At 54.3% G+C, this 25,381-nt stretch carries 23 protein-coding genes and 1 riboswitch; of the genes, 9 read left to right on the top strand and 14 right to left on the bottom strand.

What is annotated here, in order from left to right; genetic code table 11:
• Position 1 precedes the first annotated feature (1 nt).
• Both J5069_RS12835 and J5069_RS12840 read right to left on the bottom strand, forming a co-directional pair.
• A complete protein-coding gene (locus J5069_RS12835; protein WP_264644244.1) occupies positions 2-1,954 on the bottom strand; it encodes a MacB family efflux pump subunit in 1,953 nt (650 codons plus the stop codon).
• A 13-nt stretch (positions 1,955-1,967) separates the two neighbouring features.
• Complete coding sequence (locus J5069_RS12840) at positions 1,968-3,170, bottom strand: efflux RND transporter periplasmic adaptor subunit (RefSeq protein WP_264644245.1); 1,203 nt, start codon at positions 3,168-3,170, stop codon at positions 1,968-1,970.
• A gap of 220 nt (positions 3,171-3,390) precedes the next feature.
• On the opposite strand from J5069_RS12840, the gene J5069_RS12845 reads away from it, so the two are divergent.
• The 3 genes from J5069_RS12845 (at position 3,391) to J5069_RS12855 (ending at position 6,669) form a co-directional block, all read left to right on the top strand.
• Positions 3,391-4,071: a response regulator transcription factor gene (locus tag J5069_RS12845; protein WP_264644378.1), complete on the top strand. Its 681-nt coding sequence runs from the start codon at positions 3,391-3,393 to the stop codon at positions 4,069-4,071.
• Entirely contained in the window at positions 4,068-5,486 is a 1,419-nt protein-coding gene (locus tag J5069_RS12850) for an ATP-binding protein (protein ID WP_264644246.1), read from the top strand. The genes J5069_RS12845 and J5069_RS12850 overlap by 4 nt, the downstream gene beginning before the upstream one ends.
• Before the next feature lie 88 nt (positions 5,487-5,574).
• Positions 5,575-6,669, top strand: a complete 1,095-nt coding sequence (locus J5069_RS12855) for a hypothetical protein (RefSeq protein WP_264644247.1) — start codon at positions 5,575-5,577, stop codon at positions 6,667-6,669.
• A gap of 79 nt (positions 6,670-6,748) precedes the next feature.
• On the opposite strand, the gene crr is transcribed toward J5069_RS12855, so the two are convergent.
• The 5 genes from crr to cysZ form a co-directional block, all read right to left on the bottom strand.
• Positions 6,749-7,258, bottom strand: a complete 510-nt coding sequence (crr, locus tag J5069_RS12860; RefSeq protein WP_196908569.1) for a PTS glucose transporter subunit IIA — start codon at positions 7,256-7,258, stop codon at positions 6,749-6,751.
• Positions 7,259-7,299: 41 nt separating this feature from the next.
• Entirely contained in the window at positions 7,300-9,027 is a 1,728-nt protein-coding gene (gene ptsI, locus J5069_RS12865; protein ID WP_264644248.1) for a phosphoenolpyruvate-protein phosphotransferase PtsI, read from the bottom strand.
• 47 nt (positions 9,028-9,074) lie between these two features.
• Entirely contained in the window at positions 9,075-9,332 is a 258-nt protein-coding gene (ptsH, locus tag J5069_RS12870; RefSeq protein ID WP_002913505.1) for a phosphocarrier protein Hpr, read from the bottom strand.
• Between the two features lie 401 nt (positions 9,333-9,733).
• A complete protein-coding gene (gene cysK / locus J5069_RS12875) occupies positions 9,734-10,702 on the bottom strand; it encodes a cysteine synthase A (RefSeq protein WP_264644249.1) in 969 nt (322 codons plus the stop codon).
• 132 nt (positions 10,703-10,834) lie between these two features.
• Positions 10,835-11,605: a sulfate transporter CysZ gene (gene cysZ, locus J5069_RS12880; protein WP_264644250.1), complete on the bottom strand. Its 771-nt coding sequence runs from the start codon at positions 11,603-11,605 to the stop codon at positions 10,835-10,837.
• Between the two features lie 256 nt (positions 11,606-11,861).
• Here cysZ and zipA point away from each other — a divergent pair, with 256 nt between their 5' ends.
• Both zipA and yjeH read left to right on the top strand, forming a co-directional pair.
• On the top strand, positions 11,862-12,794 hold the full coding sequence (zipA, locus tag J5069_RS12885) for a cell division protein ZipA (protein ID WP_264644251.1): 933 nt from the start codon (positions 11,862-11,864) through the stop codon (positions 12,792-12,794).
• A 69-nt stretch (positions 12,795-12,863) separates the two neighbouring features.
• On the top strand, positions 12,864-14,120 hold the full coding sequence (gene yjeH / locus J5069_RS12890; RefSeq protein WP_264644252.1) for an L-methionine/branched-chain amino acid transporter: 1,257 nt from the start codon (positions 12,864-12,866) through the stop codon (positions 14,118-14,120).
• Positions 14,121-14,173: 53 nt separating this feature from the next.
• Here yjeH and ubiK read toward each other — a convergent pair whose 3' ends face one another.
• Complete coding sequence (gene ubiK / locus J5069_RS12895; protein ID WP_264644253.1) at positions 14,174-14,455, bottom strand: ubiquinone biosynthesis accessory factor UbiK; 282 nt, start codon at positions 14,453-14,455, stop codon at positions 14,174-14,176.
• A gap of 193 nt (positions 14,456-14,648) precedes the next feature.
• Positions 14,649-14,852, top strand: a riboswitch (FMN riboswitch).
• A 140-nt stretch (positions 14,853-14,992) separates the two neighbouring features.
• Here ubiK and ribB point away from each other — a divergent pair.
• Complete coding sequence (gene ribB, locus J5069_RS12900) at positions 14,993-15,646, top strand: 3,4-dihydroxy-2-butanone-4-phosphate synthase (protein ID WP_264644254.1); 654 nt, start codon at positions 14,993-14,995, stop codon at positions 15,644-15,646.
• Between the two features lie 52 nt (positions 15,647-15,698).
• Here the strand turns inward: ribB and tehB are convergent, their stop codons facing one another.
• From tehB to J5069_RS12915, 3 genes are all read right to left on the bottom strand, one after another.
• Entirely contained in the window at positions 15,699-16,571 is an 873-nt protein-coding gene (gene tehB / locus J5069_RS12905) for an SAM-dependent methyltransferase TehB (protein ID WP_264644379.1), read from the bottom strand.
• Positions 16,572-17,013: 442 nt separating this feature from the next.
• The gene (gene fumA / locus J5069_RS12910; RefSeq protein ID WP_264644255.1) at positions 17,014-18,657 is read right to left on the bottom strand and encodes a class I fumarate hydratase FumA; all 1,644 of its coding nucleotides are present in this window, start codon (positions 18,655-18,657) and stop codon (positions 17,014-17,016) included.
• A gap of 402 nt (positions 18,658-19,059) precedes the next feature.
• Positions 19,060-19,938 carry a LysR family transcriptional regulator gene (locus J5069_RS12915; protein ID WP_264644256.1) on the bottom strand — a complete coding sequence of 293 codons (879 nt, stop codon included), beginning with the start codon at positions 19,936-19,938 and terminating at the stop codon, positions 19,060-19,062.
• Between the two features lie 164 nt (positions 19,939-20,102).
• Between J5069_RS12915 and J5069_RS12920 the strand changes: the two genes are divergently transcribed.
• Complete coding sequence (locus J5069_RS12920) at positions 20,103-20,603, top strand: multidrug/biocide efflux PACE transporter (protein ID WP_264644257.1); 501 nt, start codon at positions 20,103-20,105, stop codon at positions 20,601-20,603.
• Positions 20,604-20,608: 5 nt separating this feature from the next.
• Here J5069_RS12920 and J5069_RS12925 read toward each other — a convergent pair whose 3' ends face one another.
• Positions 20,609-21,313 carry a DNA-3-methyladenine glycosylase family protein gene (locus J5069_RS12925; RefSeq protein WP_264644258.1) on the bottom strand — a complete coding sequence of 235 codons (705 nt, stop codon included), beginning with the start codon at positions 21,311-21,313 and terminating at the stop codon, positions 20,609-20,611.
• Between the two features lie 169 nt (positions 21,314-21,482).
• Between J5069_RS12925 and ada the strand changes: the two genes are divergently transcribed.
• Positions 21,483-22,580 (top strand): bifunctional DNA-binding transcriptional regulator/O6-methylguanine-DNA methyltransferase Ada, encoded by a 1,098-nt coding sequence (gene ada / locus J5069_RS12930; RefSeq protein ID WP_264644259.1) that lies wholly within the window; start codon positions 21,483-21,485, stop codon positions 22,578-22,580.
• The gene (gene alkB / locus J5069_RS12935) at positions 22,570-23,208 is read left to right on the top strand and encodes a DNA oxidative demethylase AlkB (protein ID WP_264644260.1); all 639 of its coding nucleotides are present in this window, start codon (positions 22,570-22,572) and stop codon (positions 23,206-23,208) included. Before ada ends, alkB begins: the two co-directional genes overlap by 11 nt.
• Before the next feature lie 48 nt (positions 23,209-23,256).
• Here the strand turns inward: alkB and J5069_RS12940 are convergent, their stop codons facing one another.
• Both J5069_RS12940 and J5069_RS12945 read right to left on the bottom strand, forming a co-directional pair.
• The gene (locus J5069_RS12940) at positions 23,257-24,771 is read right to left on the bottom strand and encodes an FAD-dependent oxidoreductase (RefSeq protein WP_264644261.1); all 1,515 of its coding nucleotides are present in this window, start codon (positions 24,769-24,771) and stop codon (positions 23,257-23,259) included.
• Between the two features lie 219 nt (positions 24,772-24,990).
• Positions 24,991-25,338 (bottom strand): FMN-binding protein, encoded by a 348-nt coding sequence (locus tag J5069_RS12945; protein ID WP_264644262.1) that lies wholly within the window; start codon positions 25,336-25,338, stop codon positions 24,991-24,993.
• Positions 25,339-25,381: the final 43 nt, after the last annotated feature.

The following is a 25,381-nucleotide window of genomic DNA, read 5'->3' on the forward strand; positions in this document are numbered from 1 at the left end:
GCTATTCCCGTTCCAGCGCGTGTATCGGCTCCATGTAAGCGGCGCGCCGGGCGGGGAAGAAGCCAAAAATCACCCCAATCAGGCTGGCGCACAGGAATGCGGCAACAATAGAGGCTGGCGAGTAGATCAACGAGAAACTGCTGAAGAAGTGGCTGAATGCCGCACCCGCCAGCAGTGATAGCGAAACCCCCAACACGCCACCGAGCAGGCACACCAGCACCGCTTCAATTAAAAACTGTTGCATGATATCGCTGGCGCGCGCGCCCACGGCCATGCGCACGCCAATTTCCCGCGTGCGCTCAGTCACCGACACCAGCATGATGTTCATCACGCCGATACCGCCGACCAGCAGCGAAATAAACGCAATGGCGGAGACCAGCAGCGCCAGCGTGGTGGTGGCTTTCTCAATGGTTTGACGAATGCTGTCGGTGTTGAAAATAAAGAAATCCTTGCTGCCGTGGCGCTGGGTCAAAACCTGGGTAATACCCTGTTCCGCCACGCTTAAATCTACGTTGTCTTTCACCCTGACGGTGATGCTTCTCAGGTAGGACTGCCCGATCATGCGTTTCATCGCCGTGGTGTACGGCACCCAGACGTTGAGGTTTTCATCGCTGCCAAAACCGCTGCTGTTTTTTTCCACCACGCCAATAATGCGTACCGGCAGCGAGCCCAGCAGGATCACCTCGCCGATAGGGTTCTCCCCGTTGGGAAACAATTTTTGCAATGTGTTCTGGTCGATAACCGCTTCCTGCGCCAGATTATCCACGCTGGCGCGCGGGAAAATCATCCCTTGCGCCACGCTGTAGCCGCGCACGGTGAAAAACTGCTCTCCTACACCGTTGGCATTGGCCGTGACGGCAATATTGCCATAGCGCAGCGTGACGCTGGTGGCGACAGACGGCGTCACGCTGTGAACGTAGGGCTGCTGTGCCAGCGGCTCGATATCCGTCGCACGCAGCGTTTGAATGGCGCTTGAGCGTCGGTCACCGAAATCTTCGCCGGGGTAGATCTCCAGCGTACTGGTGCCCATGGCACTGATGTCGGCCAGCACTTGCTGCTGCGAGCCTTTGCCCAGTGCAACCACCGATACCACCGAAGCGATACCGATAATGATACCCAGCATGGTCAAAAAGGTGCGCATGCGCTGAGCGTTCATCGCCAGCAGCGCCATTTTGAAGGCATCGATAAAACGATCGCGCGCTTGCAGCAGCCGTGAGGCGGGCCTGGCACTGGCGTTCTCTTGCGGCACAGTCTCAGCAGGAGGCGTTGCACTGGCTGAATCCGCGATCACTTCGCCATCGCGTAACTCAATGATACGTCCGGCGTGGCGCGCGATCTGCATGTCGTGGGTCACGATGATGATGGTGTGCCCCTGCGCGTTCAGATCTTTCAAAATGGCCAGCACTTCGTTACCGCTGTGCGTGTCCAGCGCGCCCGTTGGCTCATCCGCGAGGATCACCTGGCCGCCATTCATCAGCGCGCGCGCGATACTGACGCGCTGTTGTTGCCCGCCGGAAAGTTGGCTGGGGCGATAGTTCAGGCGTTCACCCAGTCCGAGGCGGTGCAGCAGTGCCGCTGCGCGCTGCTGGCGCGAGGTACGGTCGCGCCCGGCATAGATGGCGGGGACTTCGACATTGCCCTGTGCGGAAAGATCGCCCAACAAATGGTAGCGCTGAAAGATAAACCCGAAATACTCCCGACGCAGTGCGGCCAGGCTGTCGCTGTCGAGCGTCGCTACCGCTTGCCCGTTAACCCGGTATTCCCCGTCGGAGGCTTTATCCAGACAGCCGAGAATATTCATCAATGTCGACTTACCGGAGCCGGAGGCCCCAACGATAGCGACCATCTCGCCCGCATGAATCGTCAGGTTTATCGCTTTCAGCACGTTGACCGTTTGGTCTCCGTTGGTAAAACGGCGTGAGATTCCCGATAGCGTCAATAAAGGTTGAGTCATTCGTTAGCTCCCATTACATCGGCGGCGGGCCGGGGTGGCGCGCCGTTGATGATGAAGAACCCGGTTGCTGGCTGATGATCACCTGTTCACCTGCGCTGACGCCAGTGAGTAATTGGGTATGCACGTTGTCGTTAATGCCAACGGTCACGTCGCGCGATTCACGTTGCCCTTGTGCATTAACCACTTGCACCACCGTTTTGCCATTGAGCTGCTGTACCGCCGTGGCGGGCACCACCAGCGCGTTTTTCACCGCGGCGCGCAGAATATACACCTGCGCCGTCATCGAGATACGCAGCGTGCCTTCCGGGTTATCGACATCAAACAGGCCGTTGTAATAAATCGCCTTGGACGTTGAAGAACTGCTACTGCTGCTGGAACTGCTCGATGAACTGGTGGTCTCGTCGTTGATGGAGTCCGGTGCCGGTTCGATAGCGCGCAGCGTGGCCTGATAGCGCTTGCTAGGCTGACCCAGAATGGTGAACCAGACCGGCATGCCGACTTTTACGTTGACCACATCGGCTTCGGAAATCTGCGCTTTCACCGTCATGGTGTTCAGGTTCGCCACTTTGGCGATGGTGGGGGTGGTTTGCGCCGCGTTGACGGTCTGCCCCGCTTCCACGGGAATGGCGACAATGGTGCCATCCATCGGGGCGGTAATTTTGGTATAGCCCAGATTGACCTTGGCGGTGCTGGTGGCGATCTCCGCCTGTGCGATTTGTGCATCGAGGGCGGCAATATCAGCGGTGGTGGCATCCAGCGTGGCCTTGGCGCTGTCATAATCGGCCTGAGCACCCACGCCTCGTTGCATTAGCATTTGCTGACGCTGCCAACTAAGCTGATTGTTGCGCAGCGTAGCCTGCTTGGCAGCGCGCTGCGCCTGAATGTTTTTCAGGGCGGCATCGCTGTCTTTCAGCGTATTCTGCTGCGTTAAATCATCAATTTCCGCCAGCAACTGCCCCTTGGTCACCTTATCGCCCAGTGCAATATGCAACGCTTTAATTTGCCCTGACACCTGAGCACCGACGCTGACCTGTTTGAGCGCTTCAATGGTGCCATCCGCCAGGACAGTCTGCTCAATATCTCGGGTTTCCACGGGCGCGGTAATGTAGTTCACCGGTGGCGGGGCGGCGAAAAAGTGCTTATAGCCGAAATAAAGAACAACGATGGCAGCCAGTACCAGTAGCGATGTACGTAATGACAAAAAACGAGCAGGCATGAGCAGTTGAATATCCTTATCGAGTGTTGACGTCTTAACCGGGTATCGACGTCTGACTGGGTGATGCTAACCGCGTAGAGCAAAGCCGTTACTTTACCCTGACTCTCTGACCCGATCTCGCCTATTTAGTGCTATGGAAGGTAAGAATTCAGTAAAGATGGCTGCGAAAAGGCGCATTAAACGCGAAAATAGCCGCCAGAACCGCCAAGGGGAGCAAGGTATGAAGCTGTTGCTGGTTGATGATGATGTGGAGTTGGGCAACCTGCTCTGTGAGTATCTCAGCGCTGAGGGATTTGCCGCATCGCGCGTGTTGACAGGGAAAGAGGGCGTTGAAAGCGCGCTGTCAGGAAATTACACCGCCATGATTCTGGACGTGATGTTGCCGGACATGAGCGGTATTGATGTGTTACGCCAAGTGCGCAAGGCGAGCCGGTTGCCGATTATCATGTTGACGGCCAAGGGGGACAACATTGACCGGGTAATTGGTCTGGAAATGGGGGCTGATGATTATATGCCGAAGCCTTGTTTCCCCCGTGAGTTGGTGGCGCGTCTGCGTGCGGTGCTACGCCGTTATGACGAACGCCCGGAAAAGCAGGAAAGTGAAGGGGCGGCGGCGTTAGGCGAACTGGTGTTGAACCCCGCTACGCGCACCAGTGAATGGAAAGGACGTCCCTTTGATTTAACCGCCTCCGAATTCAATTTGCTGGAACTGCTGGTGCGCGCGTGCGAGCGCGTGGTCTCCAAGGATGAGCTGTCGGAAAAATGTCTGGGACGGCAGCGTGAAGCCTACGATCGCAGCGTCGATGTGCATATCAGCAACATTCGGCAAAAGCTAGCCGACCTGCCGGGCAGCACCATGACCATTGAAACCGTGCGCAGCGTAGGATATCGGATTCGTTGATGATGCAGGGACGCTTGTTCTGGAAAATTCTGTTTGGCTTCTGGCTGACGTTTTTACTGATATCGCAACTGCTGTGGTTGGGGTTCACGCTGTATGACGGCGGGCACCGTGCACCGCCGGAAGAGGCGATGATCCAGCGCTTGATATCGTTACAATTGTCGATGGCGCAATCGGCGTTGCAACAGGGCGGGCAGCCCGCGCTGGAGGCACTGGAAGCCCAGTGGCCGCCACAGGAACGCGGTTTTCTGCGTGTGTCTACCACGCCAATGGAGGCCGATAAATGGGCTCAGCCACCTGCGCCGTGGCGTGAACCGCCTGCCAGAGAGGTTCCGCCTCCCGCTGGCCCCAGGCCGCACGAGGATGAGCAAAACCATCGGAGCGATCGGCATATGCCGCTTGTCAACGTGGTCAATGGGCCCAATGGCGAGCGCTACTGGGTCTCTTTTGACGCCCAGCGTTTACGCGATGAAACTTACGCGCCGCGTCCGATGTTGATACTCAATATTCCCGAGCCGTTGGTGTGGGTTGCGGGGCTAGGTGGCCTGCTGTTCAGTGGGGTATTGGCCTGGAACCTGACCCGGCCGCTCAATCGCCTGCGCGCCAGTTTTGACCGTGTGTCACAGGGCGATTTATCCATTCGCCTGTTGCCGGACATGAAACGACGCCACGATGAGTTGAGCGACGTGGCGCGGGATTTTGATGCCATGGTCGAGCGGCTGGAGGTGTTGGTGAGTTCCCGCGAACAACTGCTGCATGATGTGTCACATGAGTTACGTTCCCCTCTGGCACGTTTACAGCTGGCCATCGGGTTGGCGCACCAAAACCGCGCTAATATTGACACTTCGTTGCAGCGCATTGAAGGTGAAGCGGCGCGCATGGACAAAATGATCGGCGAACTGCTGACGCTATCACGGGCCGAGCATCAGGTGGTCGATGAGTCTTACTTCGATTTGTACGGATTGGTTGATGCGGTGGTAAACGATGCGCGCTATGAGGCGCAAGTACCGGGCGTCACCATTCTGCTGGAGGCGGACACCGAGCAGGATCACACGGTAAAAGGGAATGCCGAGCTGATGCGGCGCGCGTTGGACAATATCGTGCGCAACGCGCTGCGTTTTTCAACCCGTGAGCAGACGGTGCAGGTAGACCTGCGCGGCACCGAGCGCGAGTGGCTGCTTTGTGTCACCGATCAGGGCCCGGGGGTGGAGAAAAATAAGCTATCCAGCATCTTTGATCCTTTTATTCGTATCGAATCGCCGCAGTCCGGCAAAGGCTATGGATTAGGGCTGGCGATTGCCCGCAAAGTGGTGATGGCGCACGGGGGGCATATTGAGGCAGATAACGGCCCTCACGGGGGATTGACCGTGCGTATCTTTATTCCTCGTTGGCAAGAGACCGCATCGCAAAGTCATTGATTAGCGCGTTTTATTAACGGCAACCTGGTGTATTTGTCCGAAACTTACTTTTCGGTGGATACGCCACTCCCGTTTCAGGATGCCCTAGATGCTTTCGGATTATCTCTGCCCTATCAATAATGCGTCTTTTCGCTTTCCTTCCAACGTCTCTTTTGGCTATAGGCTGGCAGCGCAGCCGCTACGACTCTTGCAAGAGGTTATCGTCGTCAGCAACGATGGCACAGAGCCCACGGCGCAGTCTGCCCGTTGTGCTTTACCTGCCTTGTCAGTACTGGCGGCCAATGCCTGCGTAAGTCGCATTACTCAGGTTAACCCGTTTTCTCAACCTGAAGATATTGTGCCGGTGGCGCGCTTCATCGGGGATAACCGGGAACGTCCCCTTGCCGTGCAACACGCGTTGCGTCAGGCGTTTTATCAACGCTGGAAATCCCTTTCTCTTGGCAGGCATGACTGGTTGGCAGAGGCGGTTTCACTAGAGCGCGTATTGGCGGGGCAATCATGCAAGACAGTGGCCGAGGCGCATGGCATTCCTGACCGTAGCGTACTCATGCATCGACTGAATATGCTGGCGGTTGATGGTGAGGCTGGCGCGCGGGTCTATGCCGGCGAATGCTGTTATGCCGTGGCGGAGAACTACGGGATTGAATCTGACAGTTTCGCGTTCAACGCGTTGCAAAAGTGCGCAGTGATGGGGCGGGCAGGGGAACGGGTGCGCAACGGTGAGTCATGCCTGCAAGTGGCAGAGGATCATGGCATTTGCATGCTGTATGAGTCGATGGATATGTTAGAGATGATCGCCGTAAACGCCTGTGCCGGAGAACGGGTACGTAATGGTGAGTCCTGCCGATTGGTGGCCAGAGAACACGGCATCAGTCCTTTATTTTCGGCGATGTGTGAGCTGGAGAACATTGCGGTGAAGACGGTCGCCGGGGCGCGAGTGCGGCAGGGAGAACCCTGCTATCGGGTGGCGTGGGAGCAGGGTATTCATCACTGCCACAGTGCGATGCATTTTCTGGAGATGATCGCGGTTGATACTTTTGGCGCTCAGCGGGTGCGAAACGGGGAATGCTGCGCATTAGTGGCCCAGTCGCTGGGGATTTCGTTGGTCGGGGATGCGGTAAAGGTATTAGCAGCCCTCGAAATGGCCTCTGTCGGTGCGGCAAAGCGCCCGCGTTTACGGTAAATAGGGTGGCAATAAATAGAAAACCCACAGTCAACGTACTGACCGTGGGCTGGTATGAGGTGCTGTACTCAGAAAAGCGTTACTTCTTGATACGGATAACCGGTGTTTCACCGACAACAACGGTGCCGCTCAACTTGGTCAGCTCTTTGATTTCGTCCATGTTGGAGATAACCACCGGCGTCAACGTCGATTTGGCCTTTTCTTCCAACAGCGCCAGATCGAATTCAATGACCAGATCGCCTTTCTTCACGTGTTGGCCTTCTTCCGCGATGCGTTTAAAGCCTTCGCCTTTCAGCTCAACGGTATCAATGCCGAAGTGGACGAACAGCTCAATTCCGCTGTCGGATTCGATAGAGAATGCATGGTTAGTTTCAAAAATCTTGCCGATGGTGCCATCAACCGGCGCCACCATCTTGTTGCCAGTCGGTTTAATGGCAATACCGTCCCCGACAATTTTTTCAGCAAAAACAACGTCAGGAACGTCTTCGATATTGACGATTTCACCAGACAGCGGTGCAATGATTTCAATGCTGCCAGTATCTTTTTTGTCATCAGATACCAGAGATTTCAGTTTATCGAACAAACCCATGATCTTCTCCTAATCATTAATATTGGGTCAGCATAGCAGAATCAGCAGAGCGTTTTTTCTTTGATGAATCGGCTCACTACATCGCTCAGTTCTTGCGCTGTGGGCTGGGAGAGCGCTTGTTCTGCCAACGCTTTGGCATCGTCGTAATTTGCATTACGAATGATCTTCTTGATGCCAGGAATTGAGATTGCACTCATGCTGAATTCATCCAAACCCATACCCAATAATAGCAGTGTAGCACGTTCGTCACCAGCGAGCTCGCCGCACATCCCCGTCCATTTGCCTTCGGCATGAGATGCGTCAATGACTTGCTTGATCAAACGCAATACCGCTGGCGACATCGGGTTGTAGAGATGAGAGATAAGCTCATTACCGCGATCAACTGCCAGAGTATACTGGGTTAAGTCATTTGTCCCAATACTAAAAAAGTCCACTTCTTTCGCCAGATGGTTGGCAATGGCGGCCGCAGCCGGTGTTTCAACCATTACGCCCACCTCGATGCTCTCATCGAAGGCCTTCCCTTCCGCTCTCAACTGCGATTTTAGCAGTTCCAGTTCGGCTTTCAGCGCACGCACTTCTTCCACGGAAATGATCATCGGGAACATGATACGCAGCTTGCCAAACACCGATGCGCGTAAAATAGCGCGCAGCTGTGCGTGAAGAATTTCTTTACGATCGAGACAGATACGAATTGCACGCCAGCCAAGGAACGGGTTCTCTTCCTTCGGCAGGTTCATGTAAGGCAGATCTTTGTCGCCGCCGATATCCATGGTGCGCACGATAACCGCCTGCGCGCCCACGGCTTCCGCCACGGCTTTGTAAGCCTGGAACTGCTCTTCTTCTGTCGGGAACGCATCGCGGTCCATAAACAGAAATTCGGTGCGGTACAAGCCAACACCTTCTGCGCCGTTGCGCTCGGCACCGGCAACGTCACGCACGGTACCGATGTTGGCGCACACTTCTACCTGGTGCCCGTCGAGCGTGATGGCAGGCAAATCCTTCAGTTTTGCCAACGCATCTTTTTCAGCGTAGTACTGTGCTTCCAGCGCTTTCAACTGTTCGATAACGTCCGGCGTCGGGTTCTGATAAATCTTGTTGTTCACGCCATCCAGAATCAGATAATCGCCGTTTTTCACCTGTTTCGTGGCATCGGAGGTGCCGACAATCGCGGGCAGCTCCAGAGAACGCGCCATGATGGAGGTGTGGGAGGTCCGGCCGCCGAGATCGGTAATAAAACCCAGCACCTTGTCCAGGTTCAACTGTGCGGTTTCTGATGGCGTCAAATCGGTGGCGATCAGGATAGACTCTTCCTGAATATCGCCAAGATCGATAATCGGCATACCGAGAATGTTTCTCAGCAGGCGTTTACCGATATCGCGCATGTCGGCAGCGCGCTCTTTCAGGTATTCATCGTCCAGTTCTTCCAACGCTTTCGCCTGATTCTCAATAACCGAGTAGGCTGCCGCATCGGCAGAGTGATGGTCCTTTTTGATCAGGGCTATGATTTCCTGCTCGAACTCTTCATCTTCAAGCAGCATGATGTGCCCTTCGAAGATGGCTTCTTTCTCAGCGCCCAGGGTTGCACCTGCTTTGGTCTTGATAGCTTCCAACTGTGCGGAAGCCTTGGACCGGCCACTCAGAAAACGCTCGATTTCTTGTTCAACGTCTTCAGCAGTAATTTTCTTCCGGCTGATGACGATTTCGTCTTCCTTCAATAACAGTGCGTTACCGAAAGCAAAACCGGGTGATACTAATATGCCTGAAATCATAACCCTACCTTCACTCGAAACTGATGTTCACACGAAAAGCCTGCCGATTACTCAAGTTCGGCCATCAGCTTAACCAGATGTTCAACGGCTTTTTGCTCGTCTTCACCTTCTGCGGAAAGGGTAACGACAGTGCCTTGCGTCAGGCCAAGGGTCTGAAGCTTAAATAAACTTTTTGCGCTGGCGCTTTTTCCGTTGGAGGTAACGGTAATTTCGCTGGTAAACCCTTTGGCTTCTTTAACAAACTGAGCCGCAGGACGGGTGTGCAGGCCATTCGGAGCGGTAATAGTAACTTCTTGCTGGAACATTCTGTTTTCCCCAACTATGGTTTGGATTCGTGTTGTGGAACTAAAGTTTAGTGTATTTACCCAACTTTAGTCTGTTAGGTCAGCCCCATTTATGTTACGGGGTCGCCTTTGATGCGGCAAGGTTCAGACGAAACGCCTTCCTTGAATATATACGCCAAATAGCACCGCATTCCAGCCCAGTGTCCGATAACGTTGCTGCCACTGTGTTAAAAAACGGGGGCATTGCCATCAGCAGGAACAGGGTACGATGTTACGGTTATTAATTTCGCGCATCAAAATAATTGTTCGGTTAAATACTAAACCTGGACCAAAAAAGCAATCATTGATGGGTATAAACTTTGAACCCGACCACAAAAAAAGCACCTGTGAAGGTGCTTTTATGCCGTCAATGTAACGAAGGATTACTGCTGCAATTCTTGTTCTGTGAACAGATCGGCAAACAGCGCAGTACTGAGATAACGCTCACCGGAGGAGGGCAGAATCACCACGATGGTTTTGCCTTCAAACGCGGGTTCTTTCAGCAAATTCAGCGCGGCAGCCACGGCAGCACCGGAAGAGATCCCGGCCAGGATACCTTCTTCTTCCATTAGGCGACGCGCGGTTGATATAGCTTCTTCGTTAGAAACGCGCTCAACGCGATCCACCAGAGACAGATCGAGGTTACCGGGAATGAAACCGGCGCCGATCCCTTGGATCTTGTGCGGGCCAGGCTTGATTTCTTCCCCTGCCAACGCTTGCGTGATCACCGGAGAATCAACGGGTTCAACCGCCACGGTGGTAATAGCTTTGCCTTTGGTATTCTTGATAAAACGGCTGACGCCGGTCAACGTACCGCCGGTACCAACACCGGAGATAAACACGTCCACTTCACCATCGGTGTCTTCCCAGATTTCCGGGCCGGTGGTTTTTTCATGAATTTCAGGGTTAGCCGGGTTGCTGAACTGTTGCAGCAACAGGAAACGGTTCGGATCGCTGGCAACAATCTCTTCTGCCTTGGCGATGGCCCCTTTCATGCCTTTCGCGCCTTCGGTCAGTACCAGTTTGGCACCCAGCGCTTTCAACAGTTTGCGCCGCTCAATGCTCATGGTTTCTGGCATGGTCAGGGTCAATTTGTACCCGCGGGCCGCAGCAACGTAGGCCAGAGCAATACCGGTGTTACCGCTTGTCGGTTCGACCAGTTCAACGCCAGGTTTCAATATGCCGCGTTTTTCCGCATCCCAAATCAGGTTCGCGCCGATACGGCATTTAACGCTGAAACTGGGGTTGCGCGATTCCACTTTTGCCAGAATTCGTCCATTACCGATACGGTTCAGGCGAACCAGCGGCGAGTGGCCGATGGTGTAGGAGTTATCTTCATAGATTTTGCTCATGGCCAGTCCTTATAACTGTATGAAATTTTTACCAACAAGATAGAGCATACTCACTCCTCCCTTTCAGGGAAGGAAAGAATTGCTATATCGTTATGTTCTTAAGAAATATCTTTTCATTACAGTCGGAAAAAACTACCGCGTTCCCGCAGATACCGAAAGATGACGATACCTGTCTACCCACAATGCGGTTGCACCGCAGACGGCGACGGGCATCACCACCAAATTCAGGAACGGCACCAGCGTGAACACACTGACCAGCGCGCCGAACTGCAAGTTATTGAGTTTATGACGTCGTAACGCTTCGCGCATGGCGGGAAAGCTGATTTTGTGATTGTCGAAGGGATAATCGCAATACTGAATGGCCAACATCCACGCGCTGAACCCGAACCACAGCAGCGGTGCCACGGTTTGCCCGATGCCGGGAATAAGATACAGCAACAACAGCACGATGGCGCGCGGCAGGTAATAGGCGAGCTTCTGCACTTCGCGCTTCATGATACGCGGGATATCTTTAACCATGCCCATTACGCCGCTATCCGGCAGGGCCTTTCCGGTCAGCCGCGCCTCAAGTTGCTCGGCCAGCAGTCCGTTAAACGGTGCCGCGATAAAATTGGCAATGGTGCTGAAAAAATAGCCAAATACCAACAGGATAGAAATGACGGCGAGCGGCCATAGCAGGTAGCTTAACCATTGCAGCCACTCCGGTACATGGCCCATCAGCCGGGCAATCCATTCTCCCATGCGGGAAAACAGCCACCAAAAGGCACCGCCCATCAACAGCACGTTGAGCAGCAGGGGAATGATGACAAAGCGCCGTATACCCGGCAGCGACATCAGTTGCCAACCTTGTGCAAAATAGTAAATGCCTGAACGCGGTGGCGTAGCGGGGGACGGGGTTACCATGACATCCTGTTCCTCAGTGTTGGGGTGATCCGGATCTTTGATGCGATCGGGATAGTTTGTGTGATCTGCATCATATCGGGATGATTTTCTGCTGACCAGTGACCCTTTGGACGAAAAAAAAGCAAAAAAGTGCGCCCGGTATATCTTTATTCCTATAAAATACTGTGCAGGCTTGCACTTGTGTACGCAGGCAAATAGAGTTAGGGGTACGAAAAAGTTGCCGCGGTGGCAATAAATTGAATTAACTGGGATAGCAATGATGCAGGACTTGCGTCTGATATTAATCGTTGTGGGCGCGATCGCTATAATTGCGCTACTGCTTCACGGCTTGTGGACGAGCCGTAAAGAGCGCTCGTCCCTTTTTCGTGACCGTCCGGTGAAACGCCTTAAGCAGAAGCGAGAAGATGCTGCGCCGCTTGAGGAGCTTGATGAAGGGGTCGGCGAAGTCAGAGTCACGCGAACTCGTGCAGAGGAAGAACCGGCATTGGGAACGTTCAGTGAGCCTGCACCGCCATCAGCATCCTCATCGCCTTTCGCTTCCGCGGCCGAACACGTTCGTACCGATTACGATCCGTTGTTAGGGGCGACCACCGCGCCACGCTCGGCGCCTGAGGTGCACGCCGACCGCGTTGCACAGGACGATCGCGCTGCGCCTTTGCACCCAACCCCGGTAGCGCCTGCACCGCACGTTGACGTGCAGGCCGCAGAGCAAGACGCGTCCGAACGGGATACTGACCAACCGCACGTGCAAAATGCGAGCAGTACAGCGCAAGAAACGGTGCTGGTGCTGCACGTCGCTGCTCATCAGGGCAGTATCATTGGCGGTGAAGTGCTGCTGCAAAGCGTGTTGCAGGCAGGGTTCCAGTTCGGTGAAATGAATATTTTCCATCGCCATGTTAATCCTGCGGGCGCAGGGCCGGTGCTGTTCAGCCTGGCCAACATGGTGAAACCCGGCTCATTCAGTATCGACGATATGGCCGAGTTCTCCACGCCGGGTGTCTCCATTTTCATGATGGTGCCTTCCTACGGTGACGCGAGCCAGAACTTCAAACTGATGCTGCAATCTGCACAGCGCATTGCCGATGACGTTGGCGGCGTGGTGCTGGATGATGAGCGCCGTTTAATGACGCCGCAGAAAGTTGAAGCCTACAAGGGCCGTATTCGTGATGTGCTGCGGACTCATGGATAAACGTGATGGTGCAACCGCAAAGCCTCCTACGTGGAGGCTTTGTTTTTTCAGGGGATAGGGTGAGTTGACGTGGCGAGTAGCAATGGGTTAAAGCAGGATCTGGGGGTGATTCAGGGAGTGGGGCTGCTTTCCACTTCGCTACTGGGTACCGGTGTGTTTGCGGTGCCCGCCATTGTGGCGCAACTGTCGGGTAACGACAGCCTGTGGGCCTGGCCGCTGCTGATTGTGTTGGTGTTTCCGATTGCCATTGGCTTTGCCGCGTTAGGACAGCATTTTCCGAATGCCGGTGGGGCGGCTCACTTTGTCAACCTGGCGTTTGGTCCGCGTCTGGCCCGCGTGACTCGCTGGCTGTTTCTTTCCGTGATCCCTCTGGGGTTGCCTGCTGCGCTGCAAATTGCCGCTGAATTTTGGGCGCCGTTTATCGGCCACAGCAGGATGGGCATATTGGCGGTGCAACTGTTGACGCTGGTCGCCATTTGGCTGCTTGGGTCACGCAGCGCGGGCTCAAGTGCTTCCATTCAAACGTTGATTGCCGTGCTGGTGGTGCTGCTGGTCGCCGCCATTTGGTGGGGCGGAGAGATCAATCCCACGCATATCGCCTGGCCTGCACTGAGTGCTGTCTCTTGGCCGAACACCTTTGATTCACTCGCCGTGATGTTTTGGTGTTTTGTCGGGCTGGAAGCGTTTGCTCACCTTTCCACCGAGTTTCGCAATCCCGAGCGTGATTTCCCACGCGCGTTGATGATCGGCATGCTGATTGCTGGCATCGTCTATTGGGGCTGTACCGTGGCGATTTTGCAGTTGAATGTCTATGGCAGTGATATCCCCCCGACCTCGCTGCTGTTGAGTATTGTCGCGGACCTGTTTGCCAGCCAGTGGATCTATTGGGCCGCCTGCCTCGTCGGTTATCTGGCGTGCTTTGCCAGCGTGAACATATACACCCAAGGCTTTGCGCGACTGGTGTGGTCGCAGGCAGCGCCGGGGAGTCGTTTGGGGAGGCTTTCGCGAGCCCAGGTGCCACTCAGTGCGCTGTCGGCGGTGGTGCTGTGTAGCATGGTCTGTTGTCTGCTGATTTACTGGCTATCTTTGCCTTTAGCGACGCTGATCGTTTATGCCAATGGCATTTTTGTTCTGGTTTATCTGCTGTGCATGCTGGCTGGGTGCCGGTTGTTGAAAGGTCGGGCCCGCCTGATGGCGGTTATCGGCAGTGTATTGTGCTGCGCACTGTTGGTGATGGTGGGGGCTAAATCGCTCTATGCGTTGATTATGTTCGCTGTGTTGTGGTGGGGTTTACCGCGTAAGTCACAGCAACTGGCAGCAGAATAACCGCACCAGTACCGGCCAACGGGTGGCCGGTACTGGTGATGAAGCCGGGCAGCTTATGAGGGCTGCTGTTCAGCCGTTGCGGTTTTTTCCGCGTCCAGCCTGGCTTCCAGTTCGGTTAAACGCTGTTCCAGTCGCGCCAGCTTTTCACGGGTGCGCAGCAAAACCTGCGTTTGTACATCGAACTCTTCGCGGTTCACCAGATCCAGCTTGGTGAACTGCGCTTGCAGCACCTGGCGAATTTTTTTCTCGGCGTCTTCGCCCAACTCACGTATGCCTTTTGGCATGGATTCATGCACCTGGCGCGCAATTTGCTCAATCTTTTTCGGGTCAATCATGCCGTTTTCCTGATAGGTTCGTGTCATCTGTACTGTCAGTGTAATGCGTGAATGAAAAGGGATAAACCAAAACTCGCCCTGTAATGCTTTGTGTCGGATTCTTAAAGAAAAATTTTACCAATAGGCTAGCAGATATCACATTTTATCCATTGCGCTAATTGCCCCGCTCAGGCAATAGGGTTATAGTTACCACGCTTACTTCTCAGGGCGGGGTGTAATTCCCCACCGGCGGTAAACCAGACAGCGCAGGGTGTTAAAACATCGTGCTTTCGTCTGGAAGCCCGCGAGCGCTCGCCGTAACGTTATCAATAATTTATTATCGATATGCGTGGCGAGGTCAGCAGATCCGGTGAAATTCCGGGGCCGACGGTTATAGTCCGGATGGGAGAGAGTAACGGTATCCTGTTGGGCTTATGCCCACTCGCGTTATTTTGTTAGTCATTGCCCGGTGCGTATTGACACGCATTCGTCGCAATGGTTACTCCTCAAGCTCGCCCTGGTTCTGGTAATCCATAATAAACATGAGGTTTTTTTACCATGAATCAGACATTACTTTCTGCATTTGGCACACCATCTGAACGCGTTGAACGTGCGCTTGAAGCGCTGCGTCAAGGCGTTGGTGTTATGGTGTTGGACGACGAAGACCGCGAAAACGAAGGCGACATGGTATTTGCCGCCGAGAACATGACCGTTGAGCAAATGGCGATGACCATTCGCTACGGTAGCGGTATCGTCTGCCTGTGCCTGACCGAAGAGCGCCGCCGTCAACTGGAACTGCCCATGATGGTCGAGCATAACACCAGCCACTATCAAACCGGCTTTACTGTCACCATTGAAGCTGCCGAAGGCGTGACGACCGGTGTGTCTGCGTCTGACCGTATGACAACCGTTCGCGCTGCCATTGCCGATGACGCTCGCGCAAGCGATCTGAATCGCCCTGGCCACGTCTTCCCGCTGCGCGCTCAACCGGGCGGCGTACTGACTCGCGGTGGTCATACCGAAGCGTCTGTCGATCTGGCAACGCTGGCAGGTTTCAAACCGGCCGCTGTGCTGTGTGAACTGACCAATGATGACGGCTCCATGGCGCGTGCGCCGGAAGTGATCGCCTTTGCCAAACAGCACGGTATGCCGGTACTGACCATCGAAGATTTGGTCGCCTACCGTCAGGCAGCGGAACGCAAAGCCAGCTGATCGCTCTTCTTGGGCCGGTGAGACCGGCCCCTAAAAACGCAGTCTGTGCGCCTTACGCGCTGGGCTGCGTTTTTCTTGCCAGTAAGGTGGCGAAGCGCAGTTTGATGCGATTGCCATTCTCGTCGGTTTTATGCAACTCACCCACCTCTTCGTTGTATTTCAGGATATCCCACCCGGCGTAATACTCACGCAGTTCGTTGTGCTGGAAGGTGAAGGAGAAAGGCAGCGGGCAGGGGAAATCCTCGGTGGACATGGCTGCCACGATCAGGTTATAGCCGCCCTCTACGGTGCATTCCTGCAAGTTACGCACGATAAAAGGAATGCGCTCGCGCTCCAAAAACATCAACACCACGGTGGAGATGATCAGGTCATACTGTTCGTCTAGCGCGGCTTTGTTAATGTCGTACAGGCTGGCGCGAATGCCGGAGAGGTTTTCGCCGTTGATGATATCTTTCAGCGACGAGATGCTGTTGAGATTTTTGTCATATGCAGTAACGTCAAACCCGCGCAGGTTCATGTAAAGGGCGTTTCTGCCGCCACCGCAACCAAGATCGAGCGCTTTGCCCGCCGGTATTTGCTCCAGTGCCGCCACCACTTCGGAGTGGGTTGCCGTCAGGCCGTGTTTTTTGGCGTAATAGTCTTCGGCGGTGCAGTAAAACGCTAACTGACACTCCAAATCCGCTGAGGCACTGACGATACGGTGCCAGGCTTGCGGTTCAACAAACGGCGGCTGGTTCTGTTCGGTAAATTGGTAGGTCTCAATCACTGAGCCATCTTCATGCAGCATGGCGAACGTCAGCTCTCCTTTCAGGACGGTCAGCTTGGCCCATGTACCCACTTGCGTGTTGTGTTTTTCTTGAAACGCGGCGGGCAGCGTCTGTGCATTCCACTGCGGTAGGGTTTTATAACAGATCAGGTTTTGCATCATACACCTCGGAGAGCTTATACATTCTTATCGCGTTTTACCGCGTTGCGGGTAGTTTATAAAGCCTGACAAAGAATAGCTATAAAAATGTATTTAAAATGCATCTTTAATGTGGGAGTAAACTCTCAGGGGAAGTATGTTGAAATTGGCGTAAGGTTTCGTGCGCGACGCTAACCGTGTTTCTTTGCTACTGGCGTAGCACGCGCCCGACGAGGGGGTGCAGTCGCCCACCCCCTCGACCCCGCGCTTTTTGCGGAATGACGTCGCTCCGCGATGCCTTCGGAAACAGGTATCGCCGGACGGACCGCCCGCGACGTGCTCCCGGCACGGCGCGGGCTTTCGCGGCATCCCTGCCGCTCATCCTGGCGTTACCCGTTTCCTCAGCGTCATTCAACGCGGGTTAACATCAAAAGATATCTGGTGCCATGCTAAAACAACAACCCTACGCGCAGCGAGTGCACTTGTTCGATTGGATCACCTGAAAGAAGTCATTCCCCTTGTCATCCACCAGAATGAACGCCGGGAAGTCTTCCACTTCGATTTTCCAAATCGCTTCCATACCCAATTCGGGATATTCAACACAGGTCAGGCTCTTGATGCTGTTCTGCGCCAGAATCGCTGCCGGGCCGCCAATGCTGCCGAGATAGAAACCGCCGTGTTTATGGCAGGCGTCGGTCACCTGCTGGCTACGGTTGCCCTTCGCCAGCATGATTTTGCTGCCGCCGTTGGCTTGCAACAGATCAACGTAGGAGTCCATGCGCCCTGCGGTGGTTGGCCCCAATGAACCGGAAGCATAGCCTTCCGGCGTTTTGGCCGGGCCCGCGTAGTAAATCGGGTGATCTTTCACGTATTGTGGCAACCCTTCACCGTTGTCGATGCGCTCTTTGAGTTTGGCGTGAGCAATATCGCGCGCCACAATAATGGTACCGGACAGAGAGAGACGCGTGGAAACCGGATACTGAGACAGCGTTTTCAGGATCTGTTCCATCGGTTGGTTAAGATCGATCTTGACCGCTTCACCTTCCCCGGCCTCACGCAGAGACTCAGGAATGTATTTGCCAGGGTTCTGCTCTAACTGCTCCAGCCAGATGCCATCGCGGTTGATTTTCGCCTTGATGTTGCGGTCAGCGGAGCAGGAAACGCCCATGCCAACCGGGCAGGAAGCGCCGTGACGCGGCAGACGAATAACGCGGATATCGTGAGCGAAATATTTACCGCCGAACTGTGCGCCTAACCCCAGATCCTGTGCCGCTCTCAGCAATTCATTTTCCAGTTCGACGTCGCGGAAGGCTTGCCCATGTTCATTGCCGCTGGTAGGCAGCGTATCGTAGTATTTGGTGGAAGCCAGCTTCACGGTTTTCAGCGTACTTTCCGCGGAGGTACCGCCGACAACAAAAGCGACGTGGTACGGCGGGCAGGCGGCGGTGCCCAGTGAGCGCATTTTTTCTACCAGATAGTTTTTCAGTTTTTCTGGCGTCAGCAGCGCTTTGGTTTCCTGATAAAGGTAGGTCTTGTTGGCAGAACCGCCCCCTTTGGTGACAAACAGGAATTTGTATTCCGCCCCTTCCGTACTGTACAGGTCGATTTGGGCCGGCAGGTTGGTGCCGGTATTGACTTCCTTGTACATATCCAGCGCGGCGTTCTGCGAATAGCGCAGGTTATCTTCAATAAAGGTGTTATACACGCCGCGTGACAGCGCTTCGGCGTCATTGCTCCCCGTCCAGACCCGTTGGCCTTTTTTACCGACGATGATCGCGGTACCGGTATCCTGGCAGGTCGGCAAAATGCCCTTGGCGGCAATTTCCGAGTTGCGCAGGAATTGCAGCGCAACGTATTTGTCGTTTTCGCTCGCCTCCGGATCGTGCAGGATATCAGCCACTTGCTGTTGGTGAGCCGGACGCAGCATAAACGATGCATCGTGGAAGGCCTGTTGTGCCAGCAGGGTCAACGCCTGCGGGTCGATCTTCAGGATCTCTTCGCCTTCAAACTGGGTGATGGAAACATAATCGCTGCTGATCAGGCGATATTGGGTGTTGTCTTTGCTTAGCGGAAAAGGTTCTTGATAATAAAATGGTTTATTCGACATGTTTTTCTCACTTGCAACAAATTAAAAGAAAGATTCGGTATCCTTTGAAGACTTTCTGTCTTGCATATGGTTATCATTTTTATGTGCAATTTTTCAGTCATGCATTAGCACAATTATCCTGACCATGGTAGGGGTTTCTGGCGCGACGTACCACTTTGGTATATCACAGTTTTTGCATTGAATCGGCGGGTTTGTACATCCTGGGCGATAAAAAAAACGCAGTGAAAATGGCGAAAATGCAATAATGCGCCAGGTGGACATTGATGCTTATTATATTGCGTAACTTGTTTAATAAAAATAAGTAAATTTATCGACTTATTTTCCCTTTAAATAATGTGGTTTTTTTATCGCGTCGCTATGAAAATAGTCGGTCTGCGATGATCTATCAAGGTCTCATCTATTTCAGGACAAGGTCGGATCTTTTTGCATCAGCAAATTATCAATCATCCAAAACCCTGCCGGTCCTGGCGGATACTGTTTTGACCACACCACATCCATTTCAATCAGTTGCGGCCAACCTGCCACCGAGAGTTCCACCAATATCTGATGACCAAACTGGGCGACCAACCAACGTGGCAGGATGCTCCAGCCAAACCCCTGTTCTGCCATTTCCAGTAGCATAAGGTAAGAAGGGGCAGACCAGATGACGCCTTCCTCTGGCTGACGCTGATTGCGCGTATAGGTATTCAGACAAAGCTGGCGTACCGTTGCCAACTGCTGCGGCGTGACAGACGGCTGATGTGCCAACGCATGCTGTGCGGCAACAAAGAGGGTCATTTCGGTTTTAACGTGCAACCGCGAGGCGCTGATTTCTGTCGGATACTGTGGTTGGGTGCGAATCACGCCCATGTGCGCACGCTGCGCCTGAAGCAGGTCGATGGCATCCTCATCCTCGGCGATCAGACACTCGAATTCGATATCAGGAAAACGGGCAGAAAACGCGTGCAGCAAGGGATCATAATGATCCGCTTTCCACATATCCGACAACACAAAGGTCAGGCGCGGCTCAATGCGGTTAGCCAGGCGCACCGCCAGCGCATCCAGCGTGTCGCTGGCAGCAAGAATGGCCTGAACGTGCACCCGCACCTTATGACCATCATCGGTCAGTCGCGGTTGGTGCCCGGAACGATCGAACAGTACCAAACCGAGATCGGCTTCGAGGTTGGCAATCGCCGCGCTCACGGTGGATTGGCTTTTGCGTAACTGGCGCGCAGCGGCGGAGAAGGAGCCGGTTTGTGCAGCGGTAACAAAGGCAATCAGGGATTCGGGGGAATATCGCATCACCGCTCTCTTCTCAAGTCCATCGATTTTATCGATGGATATTAATTTCACTCTTCCAGTAATAACGATATAACCTGCCATCGTCAAGCGGTGAGAGGCTTTCTCCACCGCCTGTTTTGTTAATTGACCCAATACCAAATTGATGAATAAAAGTGTGGTGATGTATGCAATCTAACGCAGCAAAGAGACAAACAACCGCGGTACAACGCCGAAGCGTGGGTGAGCGTGTGTTTCATGCTGTCGGCTACGAAATCGTTGCTCTGTTGATCACGGCCCCCATTGGTGCCTGGCTGTTTAACAAGCCGCTGTTTTCCATGGGCGCATTGGCGATTATGCTCTCCAGCATCGCCATGGTGTGGAATATCATCTACAACGCCCTTTTCGATCGCCTGTGGCCGGTATCACGCGTGGCACGCGGTGCCAAAGTGCGTATCTTGCACGGATTAGGCTTTGAGGGCGGTTTTATCCTGTTCGGGTTGCCGGTCGCAGCCTGGATGCTGGAGATTACGCTGTGGCAAGCGTTGATGGTAGAGATCGGCTTTTTCCTGTTTTTCCTGCCGTATACCGTGGCGTATAACTGGGTATACGACAAACTGCGCGCCCGGTTTATGACGCGCAGTGACAGTGAATGTGGGAAGTCGCCCGCCGCATCACGCACCCGCTAATGCCATCAGCCTTTACGGTTGCTGGTTTTCAATCGGCTTTTGAAATCGGCGTAGTCTGGCATCATCGGGCTGCGCCACAAATACCAGGCGGCAACGGTGCTAAAAGGCTGGCACGGCAGACTGAGTTCCGCCAATGCTCGGCGCGAGGGTATTGCATCGCATTGATGCACATAGCTCAACCCTAAGCGGATGCCGAGATCGTCCAATGGCATGATATCCATTCGTTCCAATCCATAGATCAAATACATTTCAACCGTCCAGCGACCAATGCCTTTCAGCGTCGATAACCGTTCGATGAGCGTGTCGTCGTCCATGGTCAACGCCTGTTCTCGCGTGGGCACTACACCGTCGCGTGCACCCTGTGCAATCAAGTGCAGCGTCTCCGCCTTGCGGGTTGAGAAGCCGCATTGGCGCAGTGCGTCTTTTTCACTGGCGGCAATCTGCCCAGCGGAAGGAAATGCCTGCCCGTCAGGGCTAAAACCCTCCAGCAGGCGGCGGATCATGGCATCACCCGCGCGGGTGGTGAGCTGTTGGTAAGCCACGGCGCGCATCAGCGCTTCATAGGGTTCACGATGCGGGTGCGTTTGGTGCTGGCATTCGCCGATGTGGTCCAGCAGCGCTTGCCAGCGCGGCCCGAGCGTGCGCAGATGTTCGCATGCCAGATGCACGCTCTGTGCCGTATTCCATAATACCGGCTGCGGGTATGACATACTTGATCCTGAACGTGAGAGAAAGGGGCGAACTTGCAGCATAAAAGAGTGAATACGGGTTGTCATCCTGCGATGCGTTTCTGGAATGAGAAAGCAAGAATCAGGCAGGTATTCACCAGACGTAATCGGTAGGGTGAGATATCTTTTAGGACCAGAGACTGCGAGGTGAATGATGTCGACAAATGCGCGCGCTTTTCCTGAGCAAGAGCCTGCTGCTGGTGAAAATAGCTGGTGGGATGCCCTGTGTAGACGCGATAAACAGGCTGATGGTTGCTTTGTCTATGGCGTTAAAACCACGGGAATCTTCTGCATGCCCTCCTGCGCATCCCGGTTGCCGCTGCGGGAAAACGTGCAGTTCTTTGCCGATGCCGAGGCGGCTCAGCAGGCCGGGTTCCGGCCCTGTAAACGCTGCCGCCCAGGAAATCCGTCTCGTGAGCAACGGCAATGTGCGGCCATTGAGCACGCCTGCCAACTGATGGCGCAGGCCGAGACATCGCTGACGCTGGCTCAGGTGGCAAGCGCTGTGGGTATCAGTCCCTACCATTTTCACCGGCTGTTTAAAGCCCAGGTTGGCGTGACGCCAAAACGCTACGCTGCTGCGTTGCGCGGTCAGCGTGTGCGCGCGTTGTTAAGCGGTGATGCGCCGGTAACGCAAGCCGCATTAGCGGCGGGTTTTCATTCCAGCGAGCAGTTTTATCAGGAATCTCACCAACTGCTGGGCATGCCGCCGCGCAGTTTTAAACATAAGGGGCAGGGCATGACGATCCATTTTGCTATTGCACCGTGTTCGCTGGGGGCTGTTCTGGTGGCGGAGAGCGAGCGCGGGGTCTGCGCCGTATTACTGGGCGATGATGCCACTGCATTGATAAACGAGCTGCACGCTCTGTTTGCCAATGCGATCTTGGTTGAAGGCGATGCTGCGTTTGAGCAGCGTATGGCGCTGGTGGTCAGTGTGATTGATTCACCGGGCGCGCCGATGACGTTACCGCTCGATATTCGCGGCACCGCGTTTCAACTGCGAGTCTGGCAGGCTCTGCGAGACATTCCTCTGGGAACCACGCTCAGCTACCGCGACGTCGCTGAAAAGATCGGTCAGCCGGACGCGGTGCGTGCGGTGGCGGGGGCTTGCGCCGCCAATCGTTTGGCGATTATTGTTCCTTGCCATCGAGTGATTCGCACCGATGGTGCCTTGTCGGGCTATCGGTGGGGCATCGCGCGTAAACGCCAACTGCTGGAGAGCGAGGCTAAGGAATCTCATGACGGATGATCTGTTCGCGCTCGAGGGCACACCGCGCTGGACCCAGACGCTGGCACCGGGCGCAGTGGTGCTGCGCGGATTTGCCGCTGAATGTGCACCCGCGTTAATGCAGATGATTGACCAACTGACGCGCGTGGCGCCGTTTCGACAGATGACTACGCCGGGCGGTTTTGTCATGTCGGCCGCCATGAGCAATTGTGGTTCGCTGGGCTGGGTGACGGATGCGCTGGGTTATCGCTATACGTCTCACGATCCCCTCACGGGCGTGCCCTGGCCCGCGATGCCGGTGCTGTTTGCTCAACTGGCGCAACAGGCCGCGCACGAAGCCGGATTCCCAGACTTTGTTGCCGATGCGTGCCTGATGAACCGCTATGCGGTGGGCAGCCGGATGTCACTGCATCAGGATAAAAATGAGCGGGATTTTTCGCAGCCGATTGTTTCTGTGTCGCTGGGGTTACCGGCTATCTTCCAGTTTGGTGGTATGCAGCGCAGTGACGCCGTGCAGCGTATCCCGCTGACGCAGGGCGATGTGCTGGTGTGGGGCGGGCCGTCACGCCTGCGTTTTCACGGTGTGCAGGCCATCAAAGCAGGAACGGAGGATTACCGGTTTAATCTGACGTTTCGTAAGGCGGGGTAGGGAAAAGAGCAACCTGCCCCTAAGGGCGCAGGTTGCCAGCGAACACACTTATTGTTTCTTGAAGTGCATGTAATCCAACGCGCTTTCTGCGGCAATACGGCCTGAGTTCAGGGCGAAACCGAAGGTGCCGCCGCCTAACAGCAGATCGTAAGTGTCGCCATACATGCCGCCTGCGTCATTACCGGTGACATACAGACCTGGGATGGCATTGCCGTCCTTGTTGATGGCCTGCATCTTCTCGTTAATTTTCACGCCACCCAGCGTGCCGAGTGCGGCAGGCTGCATTTTAACGGCATAGAACGGCCCGGTTTTCACCGGACGCAGGTAATCCATGTTCTTGTTGAACACTTCATCACGTTTTTGCGCGGCAAAGACGTTGTTCTGATCGATCGTCTCTTTCAGCACGCTGGCGTCAACGCCCATGGCTTTAGCCAGTGCGTCCAGCGTTTGTGCCTTGTAGACAAAACCGCGATTTTTCTGGAGTTCTTTATCAAACTCATCGTCAAATTTGGTGAGCTTGGTGTTGGCGATAACCCATTCACCGATCGGCACATCGATACCGTCTTCTACGTAATGTTTACGTGAGGTTTCATCAAAGATGGAGTACATGATGCCGCCCGCTTTGGAGAGCGCATTACCGGAGTGAGGCCAAATGATGACGTTGGATTCATCGGTAAAACGGCGGCCATGGGTATCAACCCACAGGTAGGGTTGACGCGCAGCGGCCAGCATGTGGGAGTTCGGCGCATAGTCCGGCAGGCCAGGGCGGTATGCTTGCAGTACGCCCATCCCTTCATCTTTGGCACCGGCTTTCCAGGCCATTTTGATCCCGTCGCCATCTTTACCGACGTTACCCACCATGATGGTATCCGGGAAGGCGACGTATTTTTGCAGCATCTCTTTGTTGTTGGCATAACCACCGGTGGCGACGATAACCGCTTTGGCATCGATCTGGATGGTGTTGCCTTGCTCGTCTTGCGCCGTCACGCCAGTGACTTTGCCGTCTTTCACGATCAGGTCTTTACCGGCGGTTTTCACCATGGTGGTGACATCCATGCTTTTGAACTGCTCATGGAAGGTTTTGATCAGGAAACGACCATGGCCCGGTCCGTCGATAACGTGCCAGGTCAACATCCCGCCTGGCCCCCCAGGACCGATGTATTCGAACTTGATGCCCTTGGATTTCACCCATTCGATGGTATCGGCAGAGCGGTTAACAAACGCGCGAACCACGAACGGGTTAGCCAGCCAGTGGCTGTATTCCATGATGGTTTTGAACGCCATGTCCGGGGTTACGATAATCCCCTGACGTTTTTGCATGGAACTGTTTGCGGCGAAGATCCCTTCCGCAAAATTCCCGGTGCCGCCAACCACACCTTGTTTTTCCAGCAGAATAACTTTCGCGCCTTTTTCGGCGGCCGCCATGGTGGCGGAGGTGCCTGAAGCCCCTGCGCCGATAATCACCACGTCAGCCGTTTTTACGATAGTTTCTGCATTAGCAGCGCCGGTCCCCAACAGGGATAAGCAGGCGGCTGCGATCAGCGTTCTCCTGACTATTTTCATATACTCTCCACTCTCAATGGTTGTAATAAAAATATTGATGCGATGGTTTTACTCTTATTATTCCCCATCTTGTTTTTGGCAAAAGGGGGCCATGCTCGCGTTATCCTTTTTAAGGTAGAAAAGGAATAACGCGTAGTCGCTATCCTGCCGGTATTATTCAGCAGGAATGTTTAATTTAACTATTCATTGTGCAGCGCGGCTGCGAGAAATAAATAACAGTTATTTAGTGACTTTCGCTTGATTATACGCGTTGCCTGCCGCTTCTAATGCGGCTTCGCTGGTTAAGGTAGCACCAGACACGCCATCAATGTTGACGCTCTGTTTTTCAACGAAGCTTTTAGCCAACACTTTTGCCGCTTCTCCACCTACTTCTGGGGTTTCAGAAGGCGCGTCAACCGTGGCTTTACTGATTTTCCCTTGTGCATCAACATCGAGTGTGACAGTCACGTCGCCACCGATACCGGTGCTGGCGGAAGAATAGGTGCCTGCTTTAAAATCGCCGTCTGCAAAAGCGAAGCCTGATGCAATCAGCAGACAAAAGGCTGCCGTACCCTGAAATGTTTTCATATCAACGGTTCCAATAAAAAGTGTATAAATATTCAATGTGATA

The organism is Candidatus Symbiopectobacterium sp. NZEC127 (genome assembly GCF_025962675.1).
Taxonomy (GTDB): domain Bacteria; phylum Pseudomonadota; class Gammaproteobacteria; order Enterobacterales; family Enterobacteriaceae; genus Symbiopectobacterium.